This window comes from Rhodococcus sp. Z13_19A (genome assembly GCF_058133575.1).
Genome location: NZ_JBYUNN010000002.1, coordinates 311,684 through 331,294, shown reverse-complemented (window position 1 = coordinate 331,294; position 19,611 = coordinate 311,684). Strand labels below are relative to the sequence as shown.

Sequence of the window (19,611 nt, the reverse complement as noted above, 5' to 3'; positions counted from 1 at the left end):
GGGTGGTGCGGGTCAGCATCTTCGGCACGGTGCGCGCCGAGCTCGACGGGACTCCCGTCGAGCTCGGCGGTCCGCGCCAGCGCGCGGTGCTGGGGCTGCTGGTGGCGGCGGGCCGCCGGGTGGTCTCCGCCGACCGCTTCCTGGACGACCTGTGGGCGGGCCACCCGCCGCCCAAGGCCAGCGGCGCCCTGCAGGCCTACATCTCCCACCTGCGCAAGCGGCTGGAGCCCGACCGGCCGCGGCGACGCCCTGCGGCGGTGATCGTCAGCGCTGCGCCGGGCTACCTGCTCGCGCTGCCCACCGAGTCGGTGGACGCCTGGCACTTCCAGGCGCTGCTGGCCCGCGCTGGCGAGGTCACCGACGCGCACCAGGTGACCGCGCTGGTGGAGCAGGCGCTGGCGCTGTGGACCGACGAGCCCTACGCCGCCTACCCGGACCAGCCCTGGGCCGCCGCGGAGGCGCGGCGCCTGGGCGAGCTGCGCGCGAGCGCGGTGGAGCTGCGGGCCACCGCGGGGCTGCAGCTGGGGCGCTCCGCGCAGCTGGTGGCGGCCGACCTCGCCCAGCACGTGCGGGCCCACCCGTTGCGCGAGCAGGCGGTGCACGCCCTGGCCACGGCCCTGTACCGGGCCGGACGGCAGGGTGAGGCGCTGGCCGAGCTGAGCTCGCTGCGCAGCCGGCTGGTGGCGGAGCTGGGCGTGGACCCCAGCCCCGCGGTGCGCGCGCTGGAGGCGGACATCCTCGCCCACGCCGAGCACCTGCAGGTCCCCGTCCCGCCGGCCCCGCCCGCGGCCGCCCGCGTCGTCCCGCCGGCCCCGCCCGCGGTGGCGCGCCGCTCCGGGGCGGGCTTCGTCGGCCGGCACGCCGAGCTGGCCCGGCTGCGGCGCGCGGCCGAGCAGGCGCGCGACCGGCTGGCGGTGGTGTGGGTGTGCGCCGAGGCCGGGTTCGGCAAGTCCGCGCTGGTGGAGCGGTTCTGCGACGAGTCGGCGGCGACGGCCACCGTGGTGCGGGGCCGCTGCGCCGAGGTGGACGGTGCGCCGGCCGGCTGGGCGTGGCGGGAGGTGCTGCGGTCGCTGGACGGTGCCGAGGCCAGCACCCCCTTCGAGCTGGCCTCGGCGCTCACCGGGGCGCTGGCCGGGCGCAGCGCCGGGGGGCCGGTGGTGGTGGCCGTGGACGACCTGCACCGCGCCGACGGGGAGACCCTGCAGATCTTTCGCCACCTCGCCCACCAGGGGCAGCCCGGCCTGCTGCTGGTGGCCACCTTCCGCGGTGAGGAGGTCTCCGCCGAGCTGGGCGCCACCTTCGCCGCCGTCGCCGACCGCACCGTCGACCGCATCGAGCTGGGCGGTCTGGAACCGGCCCCGGCCCAGCGGCTGCTGCAGGAGCTGGTGGGCGAGGCGCTGCCCGCGGCGACGTGGCGGTCGCTGGTGGAGCGCTCCGCGGGCAGTCCGCTGTTCCTGCGCCAGCTGGGTCGGCTGGTGGCCGCCGAGGGTGCCGAGCAGGCCCTGCACGAGCTGCCCTCGGCCATCCGCGACCTGCTGCAGCGCCGCATCGCCCGGCTGCCCCCGGCCACGGTGGAGCTGTTGTCGCGGGCGGCGGTGCTGGGCCGCGACATCGACCTGGACCTGCTGCTGGAGGTGGAGGCCACCCAGCTGCCCCGCCCGGCCACCGCCACCGTGCTGGAGGAGCAGGTGGTCGACGGCCTGGACGCGGGCGTGGTGGCCGGGCTGCTGCAGGTGCCCGCCCCCGGCGAGGTGCGCTTCACCCACGCCCTGGTCCGCGACGCCCTCTACGAGCGGCTGGCTCCCATCCGCCGCAGCCGCCTGCACCAGTCGGTGCTCGCCCTGCTGGAGACCCGCCACCCCGACCGGGTGGAGGCCCTGGCCCACCACAGCGCCGCGGCCCTGGACGCCCGGGTGGCCGGACGCGCCGTCGGGCACCTGGGCGCCGGGTGCGAGCGGGCGATGGAGCACGGGGCGTTCGACGAGGCGATCCGGCACGCCCGCGCCGCCCTGCAGGCCCACGAGCTGGCGCACACCCCGGCCCCCGCGCGCTTCGCGGTGCAGCGCCACCTGGTGCACGCCCTCGCCGCGCACGGCGAGCTGGCGCTGGCGCGGCAGGAGCGGGCCCGGGCGGTGCAGTGGGCGCAGCAGCACGGCGGGCCCCGCGACGTGGCCCGGGCCCTGGTGTGGCAGGCGCCGACGGTGTGGACCATCCGTGAGCTGTCCCTGCTGGACGAGACCGTGGTGGCTCAGCTGGAGCGGGCCGTGGCCGTGGTCACCGAGCCGAGTCCGCTGCGGGTGGACCTGCTGGCCAGCCTGGCGCTGGAGACGGAGAGCACTCGGTTGTTCCGCCGGGCGGAGCAGTGCTCGGCCGAGGCGGTGGAGCTGGCCACCCGGCTGGGCGACCCGGTGCTGCTGTGCCGGGCGCTCAACGCCCGCTACCTGGTGGCCTTCCCACCACGGCCGGCCGGACAGCTGCGGGCGGTGGGCGAGCAGCTGCTGGCGGTGGCGCAGGAGGCGGGGCTGCTGACCTACCAGGCGGTGGCCCACCACGTGCTGTTCGGCGCCGCGGCCGACGCCGGCGACCTGGAGCTGGCCGCCGAGCACGTGGCGCACGCGACGCGCTCGGGCAGCGCCGGACAGCTGCCGCTGCTGCTGGCGGTGGCCGCGATGTTCTCCGGCGCGGTCGCGCTGACCCGCGGCGACCTGGACGCGGCCAGGGACACCTACGCGGCGACGGCCCAGCAGCTGCAGGCGTCGGGGGATCCCAACGGGGTGGCGATGGACGTGGTGCTGCGCTTCACGGTGGCCCACGCCGCCGGGGACTGTGCCGACTTCGTCGAGGAGCTGACCAGCTGGCTGGAGCTGCGCCCGCGGGGGGTCAACGACATGGTGGTGACCGCGCTGCTGGACGCGGGCCGGCTCGAGCAGGCGCAGGCGGTGTGGGACCCGGCGCTGCCGGTGCTGCACGACTACCTGTGGCTGTACTTCGCCGGGCTGCGGGCCGACAACGCTGCCCGCCTGGCCCACCCCGCGGCCTGCGCGGAGTGGTACGCCCAGCTGCTGCCGTGGGCCGGGCACCTCGCCGGCATCCAGGGCGGTGCGGCCACCCTGGGCCCGGTGGACCTGTACCTGGCCAAGCTGGCGGGGGCGCGGGGCGACGCTGCCGCCAGCGCGCGCCACGCCGCCGACGCGGCGGCCCTGGCCGACAAGCTCGGCGCCGCGCACTGGGCTCGCCAGGCGCGTGCCCTGCTCTGACCACCCGGGGGGCGGGGCAGGGGCCGCGACGCAGAACGGCCCCGCAACCCTCGAAGGGGTGCGGGGCCGTCCAGCCGGCGGAGCAGGTCAGGCGTTGACCGGCTCGCGCTCGTCATCGGTCTGCAGGTGCGGGCGGTCGAGCTTCTCGCCCTCCACGTCAATGTTGGGCAGGATCCGGTCGAGCCACCGGGGGATCCACCAGGCCTTCTCCCCGAGCAGGTACATCACCGCGGGGATGAGCATCATCCGCACCACGAAGGCGTCCAGGAAGACCGCCACCGCCAGCGCGAAGCCCATCGACCGGATGATCGGCTCGTCGATGAGCACGAACGCGCCGAACACCGCGATCATGATGACCGCCGCGGCGGCCACCACCCGGGCGCTGCTGCGGAAGCCGTCCACCACGGCCTCCCGCGGGGAGTAGCCGTGCACGTGCGCCTCCCGCATCCGGGTCACCAGGAACACCTGGTAGTCCATCGCCAGCCCGAACACCAGCCCGATGAGGAAGATCGGCATGAAGCTGATGATGGGCTGTCCCTCGACCAGGCCGAACGCGCCGTCCTGGAAGATCCAGACGGTGGCGCCCAGGGTGGCCAGCACCGACAGCACGAACCCGAGGGTGGCGGTCAGCGGCACCAGCAGGGAGCGGAACACCAGGGTGAGCAGGATGAACGCCAGGCCCACCACCACCGAGAGGTAGATCGGCAGGGCGTCGGCCAGCTGCTCGGAGACGTCCACCGCGATGGCCGTCAGGCCGGTGACGCCGATGACGGTGCCGGTGCGCTGCTCCACTCCGGCCTGGCCCTCCCGCAGGTCGGTCAGCAGGTTCTCGGTCTCGGTGTCGGCCGCGCCCTTGGTCGGGGTGACCATGATCTGGGCACCGGTGCCCTCGGGGTTGCTGGCCACCAGCTGGGCGTTGGTGACGCCCGACTGCTCGCCGGCCCAGGTGGCGACCTGGGCGAAGGCGGCGGTGCGCTGGCCGGGGTCGTCGATGCCGCGACCGTCCACCACGATCAGCAGCGGAGCGTCGCGGCCGGGACCGAAGGCGTCGGCGATCAGGTCGGTGGCCTGCCGCTGGGTGGTGTCGGACGACGCGGTGGAGTCGCTGGGCAGGGCCAGGTGCAGGCCCTGCAGCGGAACGGCCAGGGCACCGAGCGCCACCACGCCGATCAGCAGCGCCGCGACGGGCGCCTTGCCGACGAGGCGCGCCCAGCGCACCCCGTTGTTGAGCACAACGCCGTCGTCCTCGCGCTTGGGCTGGTACTTGCGCACCGTGCCGCCGAACGCCTTGGACTTGAGCATGCCGAGCAGGGCCGGCAGCAGGGTCAGCGCCAGCAGCACCGCCACGAACACCGCGGCCGCCGCGGCCACACCCATGGTGGTGAGGAACGGGATCCGCACCACCGACAGCGCGGCCAGCGCGATCAGCACCGTGAGGCCGGCGAACACCACGGCGGAGCCGGCGGTGCCCACCGCGATGCCGGTGGCGTGCCGGCGGTCGTCGGTGTGCTCGAGCTCGCTGCGGTAGCGGGCCAGGATGAACAGCGTGTAGTCGATGCCCACGGCCAGGCCGATCATGATGGCCAGCATCGGGGTGGTGGAGCCGACCTCGGTGAACGCGGTCATCGCGTAGATGCCGGCGGCGCTCAGGCCCACGCCCCACAGGGCGGTGATGATGGGCAGCCCGCCACCCACCAGGGAGCCGAAGGTGAGCACCAGCACGATGAGCGCCACGGCCACGCCGATCAGCTCGGAGGTCATGCTGATCTCGGTCATGCCGGTGGTGCCGGTGCCGTTGGCCTCCACGGTCAACCCGCTGCCGCGGGCGGTGTCCAGCACCGAGAACAGCTCGTCGATGGTGGTCGGCTCGACGTCGGCCACGGTGGCCACGTCCAGGTCGAAGGAGATGGTGCCCACCCGACCGTCCGGCGACAGCGGGGACAGCGCCTGGGCGTTGGCCTGGGCCTGCTCCGGGGACAGCCCGGCCTGGCCGGCGGCGGCGACGATCTTCTCGGTCTGCGCCGCGGCGGCCTGCACCGGGTTGACCACCGGGGCCTCGGCCGGCACCTGCGGCAGGCCCTTGAGGTCGGCGACGAGGGCGTCCACGGCCTGGGCGTAGGTCGGCTCTGCCAGCTGGTGGCCGTCCGGCGCGGCGACGACGACCTTGACCGAGGCGGTGTCGAAGGCGTCCTTGGCCCCGGGGAACAGCTGGGACTGCAGGTCAGCTGCCTGCTCCGAGGGGATGCCCGGGATGGAGAAGGAGTCGGTCATGGGCTTGGACGACGTTGCGGCGAAGCCGGCGATGGCCACCATGGCGATGAGCCAGGCGACCAGGAAGAGCGGCCACCGCCGATAGGCGGTCTGGCCGAGGCGGTAGAGCAGGGTAGCCATGCGGGTTCTCCTGAGGAGTCAGACGGGGCACCGGGTGGCCGGTGCCGACAGCGGCGGGTCAGCTCAGCAGCTCACGAGCCCCCCTCAGCGCCTTCTCGAAGGCCTCCACGAGCGTGCCGTCGTCCTGGGCCAGCCAGTTCTCCATCGCGGCATCGAGGATGGCCCCCACCAGGCGGACCGCGAGCACCGTCCGTGGGCCGTCGAAGGCGTCGCCGTCGCGGGCCCGGATCGCCGCCACCGTCTGGGCGCTCAGTGCGGCCATCCGCTCGTAGCACAGGGTCAGCAGGCGGGGGTTGCTGATGATCACCCGCTTCATCCGCTCCACCTGCGCGCGGGTGATGTCCAGCGGCCCGAGGATCTCGCCGCCGAGCAGCAGCAGGTCCTCCATCAGGTCGCTGCCGCGACGCTCGGAGAGGGTGACCAGGACGTCGCTGGTCAGCTCAGGGGCGGTGCCGAGGACCGCGTCGGCCTTGCCGGGGAAGTAGTTGAACAGGGTGCGGCGGGAGACCCCGGCGAGCTCGGCGAGGTCGTCCATGGTGAAGCCGTCGAAGCCACGCTCGTCGGTGAGCTGCTGGGCGCACATCCACACCCGGTACCCGGTCTGCGTGCGACGCCGCAGCACGGTCTTTGCACTCTGCCCCATAGAGTGCAGTCTTGCAGGCGTCCGTCTCGTTGCCCACGAAAACGACCGTGACGTGCATCTCCGTGGGCTTCGTCACTGGCGCCCGAGTCGGCACAGTCGAGGGCAGGGTCCCTCGAACGCTGGATCACTCGAACGCCGGTTCACTCGAATGCGGCGGCGAGCTCCATCCACTTCTCCTCGGCGGCTTCCTTCTCCGCCTGCACGGCCTTGAGCTGCACCCCGAGGTCGGCGAGCCGACCGGCGTCGGTGGTGGCCTCGGCCAGCTGGGCGTGCAGCGCACGCTCCTTCTCGTCCAGCTTGCTCACTGTGCGCTCCACCTTGCTCAGCTCCTTGCGGGCGGCGCGCAGCGTGGCGGCGTCGGGCCGGCTGCCACCGGCGCTGGTGGTGCCGCCGAGGTTGGCCGGCTGGCCGGGGTTGTCGCTGAGGTCGGCGGCCCGGCGCTCCAGGTACTCGTCGATGCCGCGCGGCAGGTTGGTCAGCTTGCCGTCGCCGAACAGCGCCCACACCGAGTCGCACACCCGCTCGGTGAGGTAGCGGTCGTGGCTGACCACCACCATGGTGCCCGGCCAGGAGTCCAGCAGGTCCTCCAGCTGCTGCAGCGTGTCGATGTCCAGGTCGTTGGTCGGCTCGTCCAGCAGCAGCACGTTGGGCTCGGCCATCAGCACCCGGGTGAGCTGCAGCCGGCGGCGCTCGCCGCCGGAGAGGTCGCCCACCGGCACCCGCTGCCGCGCCGGGGCGAAGCCCAGCCGCTCGGCCAGCTGCGCGGCGGACATCTCCTTGTCGCCCAGGGTGACGTACTTGGCGACGTCCTCCACCGCGTCGAGCACCCGCATGTCCAGGGGCAGGTCGTCCAGCTCCTGGCGCAGCCAGCCCAGGTGCACGGTCTGGCCCTGGATGCGCTTGCCGGCGGTGGGCTCCACCTCGCCGCCGAGCATCCGCAGCAGGGTGGTCTTGCCGGAGCCGTTCACCCCGACCAGGCCGATGCGGTCGCCCGGGCCGAGCCGCCAGGTGAGGTCGTGCACCAGCTCACGGCCGTCCGGGGTCTGCACGTTGACGTGCTCGAGCTCGAGCACCACCTTGCCCAGGCGGCGGGCGGCGAAGGAGGCCAGCGCCACCCGGTCGCGCGGGGGCGGCACGTCGGCGATGAGCGCCTCGGCCGACTCGATGCGGTACTTGGGCTTGGAGGTGCGGGCCGGGGCGCCGCGGCGCAGCCAGGCCAGCTCCTTGCGGGCCAGGTTCTGGCGGCGCTCCTCGGCGGCGTCAGCCTGGCGGGTGCGCTCGGCACGGGCGAAGACCCAGTCGGCGTAGCCGCCCTCGTAGGTCTCCACCTTGCCGCCCACCACCTCCCAGGTGCGGGTGGCCACGGTGTCCAGGAACCAGCGGTCGTGAGTGACGACGACGAGGCTGGAGCGGCGGCCCTTGAGGTGCTCGGCCAACCACTGCACGCCCTCCACGTCGAGGTGGTTGGTGGGCTCGTCCAGCACCAGCAGGTCCAGGTCCTGCACCAGCGCGGCGGCCAGGGCGACCCGGCGGCGCTCGCCACCGGAGAGGCCGTCGATGGGGGTGTCCACGCCCAGGGCGTCCACCCCGATGCCGTGCAGCACGTTGCGGATGCGGGAGTCACCGGCCCACTCGTGCTCGTCCACGCCGAGCGGGGCGAGCACCACCTGGCCGATGGTGGAGCCCGGGGGCAGCACGCCACGCTGGGTGACCACGGCCTGGCGCAGGCCGCCGGTCTGGCTGACCCGGCCGGAGTCGGGCTGCTCGAGCCCGGTGAGCACCTCCAGCAGGGTGGTCTTGCCGCCCCCGTTGAGGCCGACGACGCCGATGCGCTCGCCGGAGGCCACGCCCAGGGACACCTTGTCCAGCAGCGGCTTGACGCCGTAGGTCTTGGACACCTGTTCCAGGTTGACCAGGTTCACGGGTTGGGCCATCAGCTGTGCGCTCCGGTGCTCGATCGAGTTCGTGGATCAGGATTTCGGGGGCCGGCGGGGTTGGGGCCAGCATGGTGTGTGGGCAGCACCCTGGCGCCGGCGACGGGCCCGGCGGCCACCCGCACGGTGCGGCACACGCCGGCTCCGGCGAGCTCGGCGCTCACCCGCACGGCGGCGTCGGCGTTGACGCAGAGGAAGGCGCAGGTGGGCCCGGAGCCGGAGACGATGCCGGCCAGGGCACCGGCCTCGGTGCCCGCGCGCAGGGTGCGGCGCAGGCTCGGGCGCAGCGAGAGCGCGGCGGCCTGCAGGTCGTTGGCCAGCAGCGGGGCCAGGGCCAGGGCGTCGCCGGCGGCCAGGGCGTGCATCAGCGGCTGCACGTCGCCCACCCGCGGCTGCGCGCCCGTCGCCCGCAGCCGGTCCAGCTCGGCGTACACCGCCGGGGTGCTCAGGCCCTCGTGGTCCAGCGCCAGCACCCAGTGGAAGGTGTTGCGCGCCAGCACCGGGAGCAGCTGCTCGCCGCGGCCGGTGCCCATCGCGGTGGCCCCGTGCAGGGCGAAGGGGACGTCGCTGCCCAGCTGGGCGGCCAGCGCGGCCAGCTCCTCGCGGCTGACGTCGCTGCCCCAGAGGGTGGCCAGGGCCAGCAGGGTGGCCGCGGCGTCGGCGCTGCCGCCGGCCATGCCCCCGGCCACCGGGATGCCCTTGGTGAGGGTGATCTCGGCCTCGGCCGGGTGGTGAGTGGTGCGGGCCAGCAGCTGGGCGGCCTGCCAGGCGAGGTTGCGCTTGTCGGTGGGCACCGCTCCTGCGCCCTCCCCCACCACGCGCACCGACAGGGCGTCCGCGGGGGCCACCGACACGTCGTCGACCAGCGACAACGCCTGGAACACGGTGACCAGCTCGTGGTAGCCGTCCGCGCGCACGTCGCCCACGGCCAGGTGCAGGTTCACCTTGGCGGGAACCCGCACGGTGACGGGAGGAGGGACGACGGCAAGCACGGTGCACCAGCGTAATCGTTGCCGGAGCCACCCAGCGCCGCCCGCTACCCCGCGGGCGCCTGCCGGTGACCGGCGTCACCGTGCTGGCCGAGGTCGAGCGCCACCACCAGGTCCGCGCGGTGCCGGGTGCGCGCCACCAGCGCGGCGTTGCGCTCGTCCACCTCCCGCACCCAGGCCTGCGCGGCCTCCGGGGTCTTGCCGTGACGCACGTGCCGGGCCACCAGCGCGGCACGGCGCTGCTCGTCGTCGGCGTCCAGGAACCACACCTGGTCCAGCAGCGAGCGCACCCGCTCCCAGCCGTCGGCGCCGTGCAGCAGGTAGCTGCCCTCGGTCACCACCAGGCGAGCCGAGGGCAGCACGGCGATGGAGCCGGCCACCGGCTGCTCCAGGGTCCGCTCGAAGCTGGGCACGTACACCGCCTGCTCGTCGGCGGAGCGCAGCCGGCGCAGGACGGAGCGGTAGCCGCCCACGTCGAAGGTCTCCGGTGCGCCCTTGCGGTGCCGCAGGCCCATCCGCTCCAGCTGTGCGTCGGCCAGGTGGAAGCCGTCCATCGGCACTCCCACCACCAGCGGCTCCACCGGCTCGGTGTCCAGCGCCACCTGCAGGGCGGTGACCAGCGCTCCGGCGAGGGTGCTCTTGCCGGCCCCCGGCGGACCGGTGATGCCCAGCACCGCCCGCCGCTGGCCCGCGTCCAGGCTGGCGCTCATCAGCTCCTCGGCTGCGGCCACCAGCTCCAGCAGCGGCGGGTGCACCGGCAGCGCGCTCACGGCCGGTCCTGCGCCTGCACCGCGGTGATGGCCACGGTGTTGATGACGTCCTCCACGGTGGCCCCGCGGGAGAGGTCGTTCACGGGTCTGCGCAGCCCCTGCAGCACCGGCCCGATGGCCACCGCACCGGCCGACTGCTGCACGGCCTTGTAGGTGTTGTTGCCGGTGTTGAGGTCCGGGAAGACGAACACCGTGGCGCGGCCGGCCACCTCGGAGCCGGGCAGCTTGGTGGCGGCCACCGAGGCGTTCACCGCGGCGTCGTACTGGATGGGGCCCTCCACCGGCAGGTCCGGGCGGCGCTCCCGCACCCGCGCGGTGGCCTCGCGCACCTTCTCCACCGCCGCGCCCGTGCCGGAGGCCCCGGTGGAGTACGACAGCATCGCCACCCGTGGGGTGATCCCGAAGCGGGCGGCGGTGTCGGCCGAGGCCACGGCGATGTCGGTGAGCTGGGCGGCGTCGGGGTCGGGGATCACCGCGCAGTCGCCGTAGACCAGCACCCGGTCGGGCAGGCACATGAGGAACACCGAGGAGGCGGTGGAGACCCCGGGCGCGGTCTTGATGAACTCCAGCGCCGGGCGCAGCGTCTGCGCGGTGGTGTGCACCGCGCCGGAGACCATGCCGTCGGCGTGGCCCAGGTGCACCATCATGGTGGCGAAGTAGGAGACGTCGGTCATCACCTCCCGCGCCTGCTCCAGGTCCACGCCCCGGTGGGCCCGCAGCCGCGCGTACTCCGCGGCGTAGCGCTCCCGCTCGGGCGACGTCTCCGGGTCGAGCACGTCGATGCCGGTGAGGTCCACGCCCGCGGCCCCGGCGAGCTCGCCCACCTGGGCGGCGTTGCCCAGCAGCACCAGCTCGCACACCCCGCGGCGGCGGATGATCTCCGCGGCCCGCAGGATGCGCGGCTCGGTCCCCTCGGCCAGCACGATGCGGCGCCGCTGCGCGCTGGCCTGCTGCATCAGCTCGTAGCTGAAGCGCACCGGCGACATCCGCTCCGGCCGGGGCAGCGCCAGGCGCTCCACCAGCTCGGCGGCATCCACCCCGGCGTTCCACACCCCCAGCGCGGTGGCGATCTTGCGGGGGTTGCCCGGGGCCAGCTCGCCGTGCACCCCACCCACGGCGTGGGCGGCGGTGTAGGTGTCGGTGTCCAGGGCCAGCACCGGGAACGGCGCGGTGGGCAGCAGCGCCAGCACGCTGTCGGCCAGCGGGATGCCGCCGGTGAGCAGCACGGCGGCGGGCACCGGCTGCTGGGCGGACAGCGCCATCGCCACGGTGGCCACCACCACGTCGGCCCGGTCGCCCGGGGTGATCACCAGGGCGCCGTCGGTGAGCAGCGGCAGGACGTGCTCCACCGTCATCGCCGCCACCCGCACCGAGCGGACGTCGCGGTCGAGGTTGGTGCTGCCGCCGATGCGCCGGGCACCCACCGCGGTGGCCACCTCGGTAACGCTGGGGCGGTCGAGCTCGTCGGTCTCGGGCAGCACGTAGACCGGGCGCCCGGACGCGCCGCGGTGCACCGTGGCGCGGGTCTGCTCCACCAGCTCCACCGGCACCCGGTTGACCAGCACCGCGGCCAGCGCGCAGCCGGCGGCCAGCACCTCCTTGCGGGCCAGGTCCACCGACTGCACCAGCGCCGCGGTGTCCTGGCCGGCGCCGCTGACCACGGCCACCACCATGGCGCCCAGGTGGTTGGCCAGCTCGGTGTTCAGGTCCAGCTCGTCGCCCAGGCGCCGGCCGTCGCCGTAGTCGGAGCCGTCCACGATGACCACGTCGGCGCGCGCGGCCAGGTCGCTGTAGGCGGCGACGCAGCGGCGGAACAGCTCGTCGCGCTCCCCGGCCGCCAGCAGCGCCCGGGCCTTGGCGCGCGGCACCCCGCCGCGGGCCAGCTCGGCGGGCACGCCCATGGCGTCGCGGACCAGCCCCACCAGCGGGTCGGTGTCCGGGTCCTGCTCGTGGCCGTCCACCGAGGGGCGCGGCTCGGCGAGGGGGCGCAGGAAGGCCACCGTGTCGGTGCTGCTGCGCATCAGGGCCAGCAGCCCCACCGACACCAGCGACTTGCCGGTCCCCGCGGTCGCGGCCACCACGTACACCCCTCGGGCCACCGGCCACCCCCGTCAGCTCGTCGCTACCTGCTCACCTGAGGGTCTCACCCCGCGGCACGCACGGCCACGCCCACCGTCGCCGGCGTTGCACGCCCACCGTCGCCGGCGTTGCGGTGCTCAGCCCTGCTGGGCCAGCGCCACGAACGCGGCCACGTCGAGCTGCTCACCACGGGTGCTGGGGTCGATGCCCGCCGCGCGCAGGCGCCGCTCGGCCTCCACCGGCGAGCCGGCCCACCCGGCCAGCGCGGCCCGCAGCGTCTTGCGCCGCTGGGCGAACGCGGCGTCGACCACCCGGAACACCTGCTTGCGGGTCTGCTCGTCGGTGGGCCACGGCGCCTGCTCGTGCCGGTCCACCCGCACCAGCCCGGAGTCCACCCCGGGCACCGGCCAGAACACCCCGCGCGGCACCGCGCCGGCGCGGGCGACGCGGCCGTGGAAGGACGCCTTGACGCTAGGCACGCCGTAGGTGCGGCTGCCCGGCGGCGCGGCCAGCCGGTCGGCCACCTCGGCCTGCACCATCACCAGGGCGCTGCGCAGGCTGGGCAGCTCGGCGAACAGGTGCAGCAGCACCGGCACCGCCACGTTGTAGGGCAGGTTGGCCACCAGCGCGGTGGGTGCCGCGGGCAGGTCGGCCGCGCGCACCCGCAGGGCGTCGGCGCCGATCACGGTGAGCTTGTCGGCCAGGCCCGGCGCGCGCTCGGCGGCGGTGCGCGGCAGCCGCGCCGCCAGCACCGGGTCGATCTCCACGGCCACCACCGCGGCAGCGGGCTCCAGCAGCCCCAGGGTGAGCGAGCCCAGGCCGGGGCCCACCTCCAGCACCACGTCGTCGGCGCCCACCCCGGCGCTGGTGACGATGCGGCGCACGGTGTTGGCGTCGTGCACGAAGTTCTGGCCCAGGGTCTTGGTGGGCCGCACCCCCAGCTCGGCCGCCAAGGTGCGCACCTCGACCGGGCCGAGCAGGGCGGCGCGTTCCTCGCTCAGCGCAGACCCAGCTTGCTCGAGCACGACGGCCACGGGGAGAACCCGCGGCCGGCGGCGACCTTGGAGGCCACGGCGATCTGCTGCTCCCGGGTGGCCTGGTGCGGCAGCGGGGCGTAGGCGCCGCCGCCGTTGCTCAACCAGGTGCCGCGGTCGAACTGCACGCCGCCGTAGTAGCCGTTGCCGGTGTTGATGGACCAGTTGCCGCCAGCCTCGCACTGGGCCAGGCGGTCCCACACCGCGCCGTTGGCCACGGCGGGGGCCGGGGCGCCGCCGGACTTGACCACCGCGGCGACCGGAGCAGCAGCAGGGGCGGGGGTCGGGGCGGGCGGCGGTGGGGCGATCTTGGTGCCGACGCGGGTGACGCCGGGAACCGGCGGGGCGGTGACGGCCACGGCGACCTGCTCGCGCGCGGTCTCCACGCCGTTGGTGGTGGTGACGCGGAAGGTGACGGTCTGCGCGCCGTCCACCGGCTTGGTCTGCACGGCGGTGCGGCCGGTCTCCAGCGTCGGGTCGTCCATCTTCTGCACCGGCGCGGGCAGCGGCTGCTGGGCGATGACCTCGGTGGTGCGCACCCGGGTGATGTCCACCCGCATGCCGTCGGTGAGCGGGGCGGCCAGGTCGGCCGAGGCGGCGTCGCGCTCCACCAGCGCCAGGTTGCGCTCAGCCAGCAGCGCCCCCACGGTGGCCGCGGTGGTGCGCACCTGGTGCAGGGCGCCGGCGTCGGCCACGGTGACGGTGCGGGGGTTGGCCACGCTCAGGGTGGCGCCCTCCAGGGGCAGCCGGGTGGCGCGCGAGGCGGACAGCTGCACGTCCCCGCCGGTCAGGCGCAGCTCGGCCAGCGCCTCGTCCACGGTGAGCGCGGTGGTCCACATCGACCGGGTCTGTCCGTCCACGGTGAGCTCCACGTGGCGGCCGCGGCGCAGCACCACGGTGTCGCCGTCGGTCACGGCCGAGTCGGCCGCGGGAGCCAGGGCGTCGTGCTCACCGACGCCGAGGCCGGCCGCCTTGAGCACACCCTCGACGTTGCTGGACATGGTGGAGACTGTCCGCTCCTCGCCGTCGACCTGCACGATGACGGTCTTCTCCATGGCGATGGCGGTGCCGGCGCCGGCCCCGACGGTCAGCACCAGGGCGGCGACGACGGAGCGGGCGAGTCCTGCTCGGCTGAGGGTCACACGGTCGAGCAGGGGCACGCGGGTCGTCCTGACGTCGGAGCGTCCGGGCAGGGGCGTGCGGTGGCACGAGACCGGAGAGGGACCCAGAGCTGCTGCCGCACCGGAACTTCCCCATCCCGGCTAGTCGATCACGGCACGGTAACGGGCCGGTGTCTGTCTGGGCAAGAACAGGTCTCAACTCATGACGTGTGTCACTAGGACGTGCCGGCGGTCCTCGCGGCCGCGGCGGGGCTCACAGCCCGTAGACCCGCCGGGCGGTGGCGGTGGTCGACGCGGCCAGCTCGGCCGGGTCGTCGCCGCGCAGCTCGGCCAGGGCCCGCACGGTGTAGGGCAGGCAGTACGACTCGTTGGCGGCGCCGCGGTAGGGGTGCGGGGTGAGGAACGGCGCGTCGGTCTCCACCGTGAGCTGCTCGGCGGGCACCAGCAGCGCCGCCTCCCGCAGCGCATGGGCGTTGCGGAAGCTGACCGTGCCGGACAGGCTGATGACGTAGCCGGCGTCCACCGCCTCGCGGGCCACCGCGGCGTCGCCGGAGAAGCAGTGGAAGATCACCAGCTCCGGAGCGCCCTCCTCGCGCAGCACCCGGAGCACGTCGGCGTGCGCCTCCCGGTCGTGGATCATCACCGGCTTGCCCACCCGCTTGGCCAGGTCGATGTGCCAGCGGAAGGCCTCCTCCTGGGTGGCGAGGTCGGCGCAGCCCTCCATCTTGCCCGGCCAGTAGTGGTCCAGCCCGGTCTCCCCCACCGCCACCGTCCGCGGGTGCCGGGCCAGCTCCTCCAGGTCCTTGCGGGCGGCCTCGTCCAGGGTGTTGGCCCGGGTGGGGTGCAGCGCGGTGGCCGCCCACACCCGCTCGTCCCACTCCGCGGCCCGGGTCACCCAGTGCGCCGAGGCCAGGTCGTCGGCGACGGTGACCACCTGGCCCACCCCGGCGGCGGCGGCGGCGTCCACGATGGCGCGCACGTCCTCGGCGGTGCTCGCCCCGCACGCGTCCAGGTGGGTGTGCGCGTCCAGCAGCGGGCTCAGCGGCTCCGGCGCCGGGGGTGGGCCGGAGCGGGATCGCTTGCTCACGGGTTGACCGGCGCCCACTCCGGGCCGGTCTCGCCCAGCTTGGGGTCGAGCTTGGTGAACAGCGGGGTGGGCTTGTGCAGCTCGGTGCCCGCGGCGATCTCGGTGCGGCCCCAGTGCGCCTGCTCGCTGGCGTAGTCGCCCATGATCACCGGGTAGGAGTGCCCGGCCTCCGGCAGGCCCGCCCCCACCAGCGGCTCGGCGAAGCCGGGCAGCACGTCGTCGGTCACCTCGTGGATCTGCGGCTGCGCCGCCCAGGTGCCGCTGCCGCCGAGGGCGGTGTGCACCTGCTGGGCGGAGTGCGGCAGGAACGGGGTGAGCAGCGCGTTGGCGTCGGAGACCACCTGCAGCGCGGTGTGCAGCACTGTGGCCTGGCGCTCGCGGTCCTCCTCGGTGCCGGACTTGCCGAGCTTCCACGGCTCCATGTCGGAGATGTAGCGGTTGGCCAGCGTCACCACCCGCATGGCCTCGCCGGCGGCCTGCTTGAAGCGGCTGCGCTGCAGCAGCGCGCCCACGGTGTCGAAGGCACCCTCGGCGGCGCGGAGCAGCTCCACGTCGGCCTCGGTGCGGGTGCCCGGCTTGGGGACGGCGCCGAAGTTCTTGTGCGCCATGGACACCGAGCGGTTGACCAGGTTGCCCCACTCGTTGGCCAGCTCGAAGTTGGTGCGCCGGACGAACTCGTCCCAGGTGAAGTCGGTGTCCTGGTTCTCCGGCCCGGCCACCGAGATGAAGTAGCGCAGCGCGTCCGGGCCGTACTCGGCCAGGAAGTCGCGGACGTAGATGACGGTGCCGCGGCTGGTGGAGAACTTGGAGCCGCTCATGGTGAGGAACTCGCTGCTGACCACCTCGGTGGGCAGGTTCAGCCGGCCCAGCTCACCGGGGTTGCCGCCCTTGGCGCCCTTGCCGTCGTAGCCCAGCAGCTCCGCCGGCCAGATCTGGCTGTGGAAGGTGATGTTGTCCTTGCCCATGAAGTAGTAGCTCAGCGCCTGCGGGTCGCACCACCACTCCTGCCAGGCGTCGGGGTTGCCGGTGCGGTGCGCCCACTCGATGCTGGCCGAGAGGTAGCCGATGACGGCGTCGAACCAGACGTAGAGCTTCTTGTCGCCGCGGTCGGCCCAGCCCTCCAGCGGGATGGGCACGCCCCAGTCGATGTCCCGGCTCATGGCCCGGGGGCGCAGGTCGGCGATGAGGTTGAGGCTGAAGCGCAGCACGTTGGGGCGCCAGTCGGTGCGGCCCTTGAGCCAGTCGGCCAGGGCGTCGGCCAGCGCCGGCAGGTCCAGGAAGAAGTGCTCGGTCTCCACGAACTTCGGGGTCTCGCCGTTGATCTTGCTGCGCGGGTTGATCAGGTCGGCCGGGTCGAGCTGGTTGCCGCAGTTGTCGCACTGGTCCCCGCGCGCGCCGTCGTAGCCGCAGAGCGGGCAGGTGCCCTCCACGTAGCGGTCGGGCAGGGTGCGTCCGGTGGACGGGCTGATGGCGCCGGTGGTGGTCCTGGGCACCAGGTAGCCGTTGCGGTGCAGCGTGCGGAACAGCTCCTGCACCACCGCGTAGTGGTTGCGCGTGGTGGTGCGGGTGAACAGGTCGTAGGACAGGCCCAGGTCGGCCAGGTCCTTGTTGATCACCCGGTTGTAGCGGTCGGCCAGCTCCCGGGTGCTCACCCCCTCCTTCTCCGCCTGCACCAGGATCGGCGTGCCGTGCTCGTCGGTGCCGGAGACCATCAGCACCTTGTTGCCCGCCATGCGCTGGTACCGGGCGAAGACGTCGGAGGGAACGCCGAACCCCGAGACGTGCCCGATGTGACGGGGACCGTTCGCGTAGGGCCAGGCGACGGCGGTGAGCACGGTGTTGGACATGGTTGCCAGCCTAACGAGGGCGCACCTGGGCCGACGCAGCCGCCGGGGGTGCGCCCGGTGCGGGAAGCGTCGGCGCTGGACAGGTGTTGAACCAGGCAAGGCCGGGCCGGTTCCAGCGACCCACGTTCCGGGCCGGCTCCCCCAGTGACCAGACGGGAAGGAGCTGGAGTGACCACCGACGTCCGCGAGCGCCGCGCACCCGCGCCACAGGATCCCGTGCAGAACAACCGGGACCCCTGGCGCGGCTTCAGCAGCGGCGACTGGTGCGACACCATCGCCGTGCGGGACTTCATCACCGCCAACTACACCCCCTACACCGGTGACGCCGACTTTCTCGAGGGACCGACGGAGCGCACCCGCGCCGTGTGGGACAAGCTCACCGCGATGTTCCCCGCCGAGCGCGAGCGCGGGGTGCACGACATCGACACCCACGTGCCGGGCTCCATCACCAGCCACGGCCCCGGCTACATCGACCGCGACCGCGAGCTGATCGTGGGGCTGCAGACCGACGCCCCGCTCAAGCGCGCGATGATCCCCAACGGCGGCTGGCGGATGGTGCAGAGCTCGCTGGACGCCTACGGCTACGAGGCCGACCCGCAGGTGCGGGAGATCTTCACCAAGTACCGCAAGACCCACAACGACGGGGTGTTCGACGCCTACACCCCGCAGATCCGCGCCGCCCGCAAGAACAAGATCATCACCGGGCTGCCGGACGCCTACGGGCGCGGCCGGATCATCGGTGACTACCGCCGCGTCGCGCTGTACGGGGTGCAGCGGCTGGTGGAGGTCAAGCAGGCCGACCTGCACGCCCTCGACGACCTGCCCGCCACCGAGGACGTCATCCGCACCCGCGAGGAGCTGGCCGAGCAGGTCCGGGCCCTGCACGACCTGCAGACCATGGCCGCCTCCTACGGCCACGACATCTCCCGGCCGGCGGCCACCGCCCGGGAGGCCGTGCAGTGGCTGTACTTCGGCTACCTCGCCGCCACCAAGGAGCAGAACGGCGCGGCCATGTCGCTGGGGCGCACCAGCACCTTCCTGGACGTGTACCTGCAGCGCGACCTCGACGCCGGCGAGCTCACCGAGGCGCAGGCGCAGGAGCTGATCGACGACTTCGTCATCAAGCTGCGGATCATCCGCTTCCTGCGCACCCCCGCCTACGACGAGCTGTTCTCCGGCGACCCCACCTGGGTGACGGAGAGCCTCGGCGGCATCGGGCTGGACGGGCGGCCGCTGGTCACCCGCACCTCCTTCCGGTACCTGCAGACGCTGTACAACCTGGGTCCCGCCCCGGAGCCGAACATGACGGTGCTCTGGTCCCCGGCGCTGCCGGCAGGCTTCAAGAGGTTCTGCGCCCAGGTCTCGCTGGACACCAGCGCCATCCAGTACGAGTCCGACGAGCTGATGCGCCCGCGCTGGGGTGACGACACCGCCATCGCCTGCTGCGTCTCGCCGATGACCGTCGGCCGGTCGATGCAGTTCTTCGGCGCCCGGGTGAACCTGGCCAAGACGCTGCTCTACGCCATCAACGGCGGCCGCGACGAGCTCACCGGCGCCCAGGTGGCGCCACCGGCGGCCGCCGTGACCGGGGAGCGGCTGGACTACGACGACGTCCGCGCCAAGCTCGACGCCATGATGGACTGGTTGGCCCGGACCTACGTGGACGCGCTCAACGTCATCCACTACATGCACGACAAGTACGCCTACGAGGCGCTGGAGATGGCGCTGCACGACTCCTTCGTGCACCGCACCATGGGCTGCGGCATCGCCGGGCTGTCGGTGGCGGCCGACTCGCTCTCCGCCATCAAGCACGCCGACGTGCGGCCGGTGCGCGACGCGCGGGGGCTGGTGGTCGACTACGTGACCACCGGGGAGTTCCCCACCTACGGCAACGACGACGACCGCGCCGACGCTCTGGCGGTGGACCTGGTGGAGACGTTCATGGCCAAGGTGCGCCAGCAGAAGACCTACCGCGACGCCGAGCACACCCAGTCGGTGCTGACCATCACCAGCAACGTCGTCTACGGCAAGAACACCGGCAACACCCCGGACGGTCGCCGCGCCGGCGAGCCGTTCGCCCCGGGGGCCAACCCGATGAACGGCCGCGACCGGCACGGGCTGGTGGCCGCCGCTCACAGCGTGGCCAAGCTGCCGTTCGACTCCGCCCGCGACGGGATCTCCCTGACCGAGACGGTGACGCCGGCCGGCCTGGGCCGCACCCGGCAGGAGCAGGTGGACAACCTGGTCGGCGTGCTGGACGGCTTCGTCGCGTCCTCGGGCTTCCACATGAACGTCAACGTGCTGGACCGCGCCACGCTGGAGGACGCGATGGAGCACCCGGAGAAGTACCCGCAGCTGACCATCCGAGTGTCCGGCTACGCGGTCAGCTTCGTCCGGCTGACCCGCGAGCAGCAGCTCGACGTCATCAACCGCACCTTCCACCAGGGCTTGTGAGGGGC

12 protein-coding genes are annotated in these 19,611 nt (G+C 73.9%); 2 read left to right on the top strand and 10 right to left on the bottom strand.

All coding sequences use genetic code 11. The features are described from left to right. Positions 1-2: 2 nt before the first annotated feature. Positions 3-3,257, top strand: coding sequence for an ATP-binding protein (locus AC3YNX_RS08235; protein ID WP_489995171.1), 3,255 nt, complete (start codon positions 3-5; stop codon positions 3,255-3,257). A gap of 87 nt (positions 3,258-3,344) precedes the next feature. Here the strand turns inward: AC3YNX_RS08235 and AC3YNX_RS08230 are convergent, their stop codons facing one another. From AC3YNX_RS08230 to metG, 10 genes are all read right to left on the bottom strand, one after another. After that, positions 3,345-5,648, bottom strand: a complete 2,304-nt coding sequence (locus tag AC3YNX_RS08230; protein ID WP_489995170.1) for an MMPL family transporter — start codon at positions 5,646-5,648, stop codon at positions 3,345-3,347. Positions 5,649-5,706: 58 nt separating this feature from the next. Next, positions 5,707-6,291 carry a TetR family transcriptional regulator gene (locus AC3YNX_RS08225; RefSeq protein WP_127782146.1) on the bottom strand — a complete coding sequence of 195 codons (585 nt, stop codon included), beginning with the start codon at positions 6,289-6,291 and terminating at the stop codon, positions 5,707-5,709. Between the two features lie 140 nt (positions 6,292-6,431). After that, positions 6,432-8,225: an ABC-F family ATP-binding cassette domain-containing protein gene (locus tag AC3YNX_RS08220; protein ID WP_127782145.1), complete on the bottom strand. Its 1,794-nt coding sequence runs from the start codon at positions 8,223-8,225 to the stop codon at positions 6,432-6,434. Next, positions 8,225-9,217, bottom strand: a complete 993-nt coding sequence (locus AC3YNX_RS08215; protein ID WP_489995169.1) for a 4-(cytidine 5'-diphospho)-2-C-methyl-D-erythritol kinase — start codon at positions 9,215-9,217, stop codon at positions 8,225-8,227. Before AC3YNX_RS08215 ends, AC3YNX_RS08220 begins: the two co-directional genes overlap by 1 nt. A gap of 44 nt (positions 9,218-9,261) precedes the next feature. Continuing rightward, positions 9,262-9,984, bottom strand: coding sequence for a nucleoside/nucleotide kinase family protein (locus AC3YNX_RS08210; RefSeq protein ID WP_489995168.1), 723 nt, complete (start codon positions 9,982-9,984; stop codon positions 9,262-9,264). Further along, a complete protein-coding gene (gene pta / locus AC3YNX_RS08205) occupies positions 9,981-12,083 on the bottom strand; it encodes a phosphate acetyltransferase (protein ID WP_489995167.1) in 2,103 nt (700 codons plus the stop codon). The genes AC3YNX_RS08210 and pta overlap by 4 nt, the downstream gene beginning before the upstream one ends. Positions 12,084-12,200: 117 nt before the next feature. Then, positions 12,201-13,064 (bottom strand): 16S rRNA (adenine(1518)-N(6)/adenine(1519)-N(6))-dimethyltransferase RsmA, encoded by an 864-nt coding sequence (rsmA, locus tag AC3YNX_RS08200; RefSeq protein WP_489984068.1) that lies wholly within the window; start codon positions 13,062-13,064, stop codon positions 12,201-12,203. Continuing rightward, a complete protein-coding gene (locus AC3YNX_RS08195) occupies positions 13,061-14,257 on the bottom strand; it encodes a resuscitation-promoting factor (RefSeq protein WP_489995166.1) in 1,197 nt (398 codons plus the stop codon). Before AC3YNX_RS08195 ends, rsmA begins: the two co-directional genes overlap by 4 nt. 214 nt (positions 14,258-14,471) lie before the next feature. Continuing rightward, positions 14,472-15,305: a TatD family hydrolase gene (locus tag AC3YNX_RS08190; RefSeq protein ID WP_489995165.1), complete on the bottom strand. Its 834-nt coding sequence runs from the start codon at positions 15,303-15,305 to the stop codon at positions 14,472-14,474. Next, entirely contained in the window at positions 15,302-17,152 is a 1,851-nt protein-coding gene (gene metG, locus AC3YNX_RS08185) for a methionine--tRNA ligase (protein WP_489995164.1), read from the bottom strand. The genes AC3YNX_RS08190 and metG overlap by 4 nt, the downstream gene beginning before the upstream one ends. Before the next feature lie 144 nt (positions 17,153-17,296). On the opposite strand from metG, the gene pflB reads away from it, so the two are divergent. Beyond that, the gene (gene pflB, locus AC3YNX_RS08180) at positions 17,297-19,606 is read left to right on the top strand and encodes a formate C-acetyltransferase (protein WP_489995163.1); all 2,310 of its coding nucleotides are present in this window, start codon (positions 17,297-17,299) and stop codon (positions 19,604-19,606) included. Positions 19,607-19,611 lie beyond the last annotated feature (5 nt).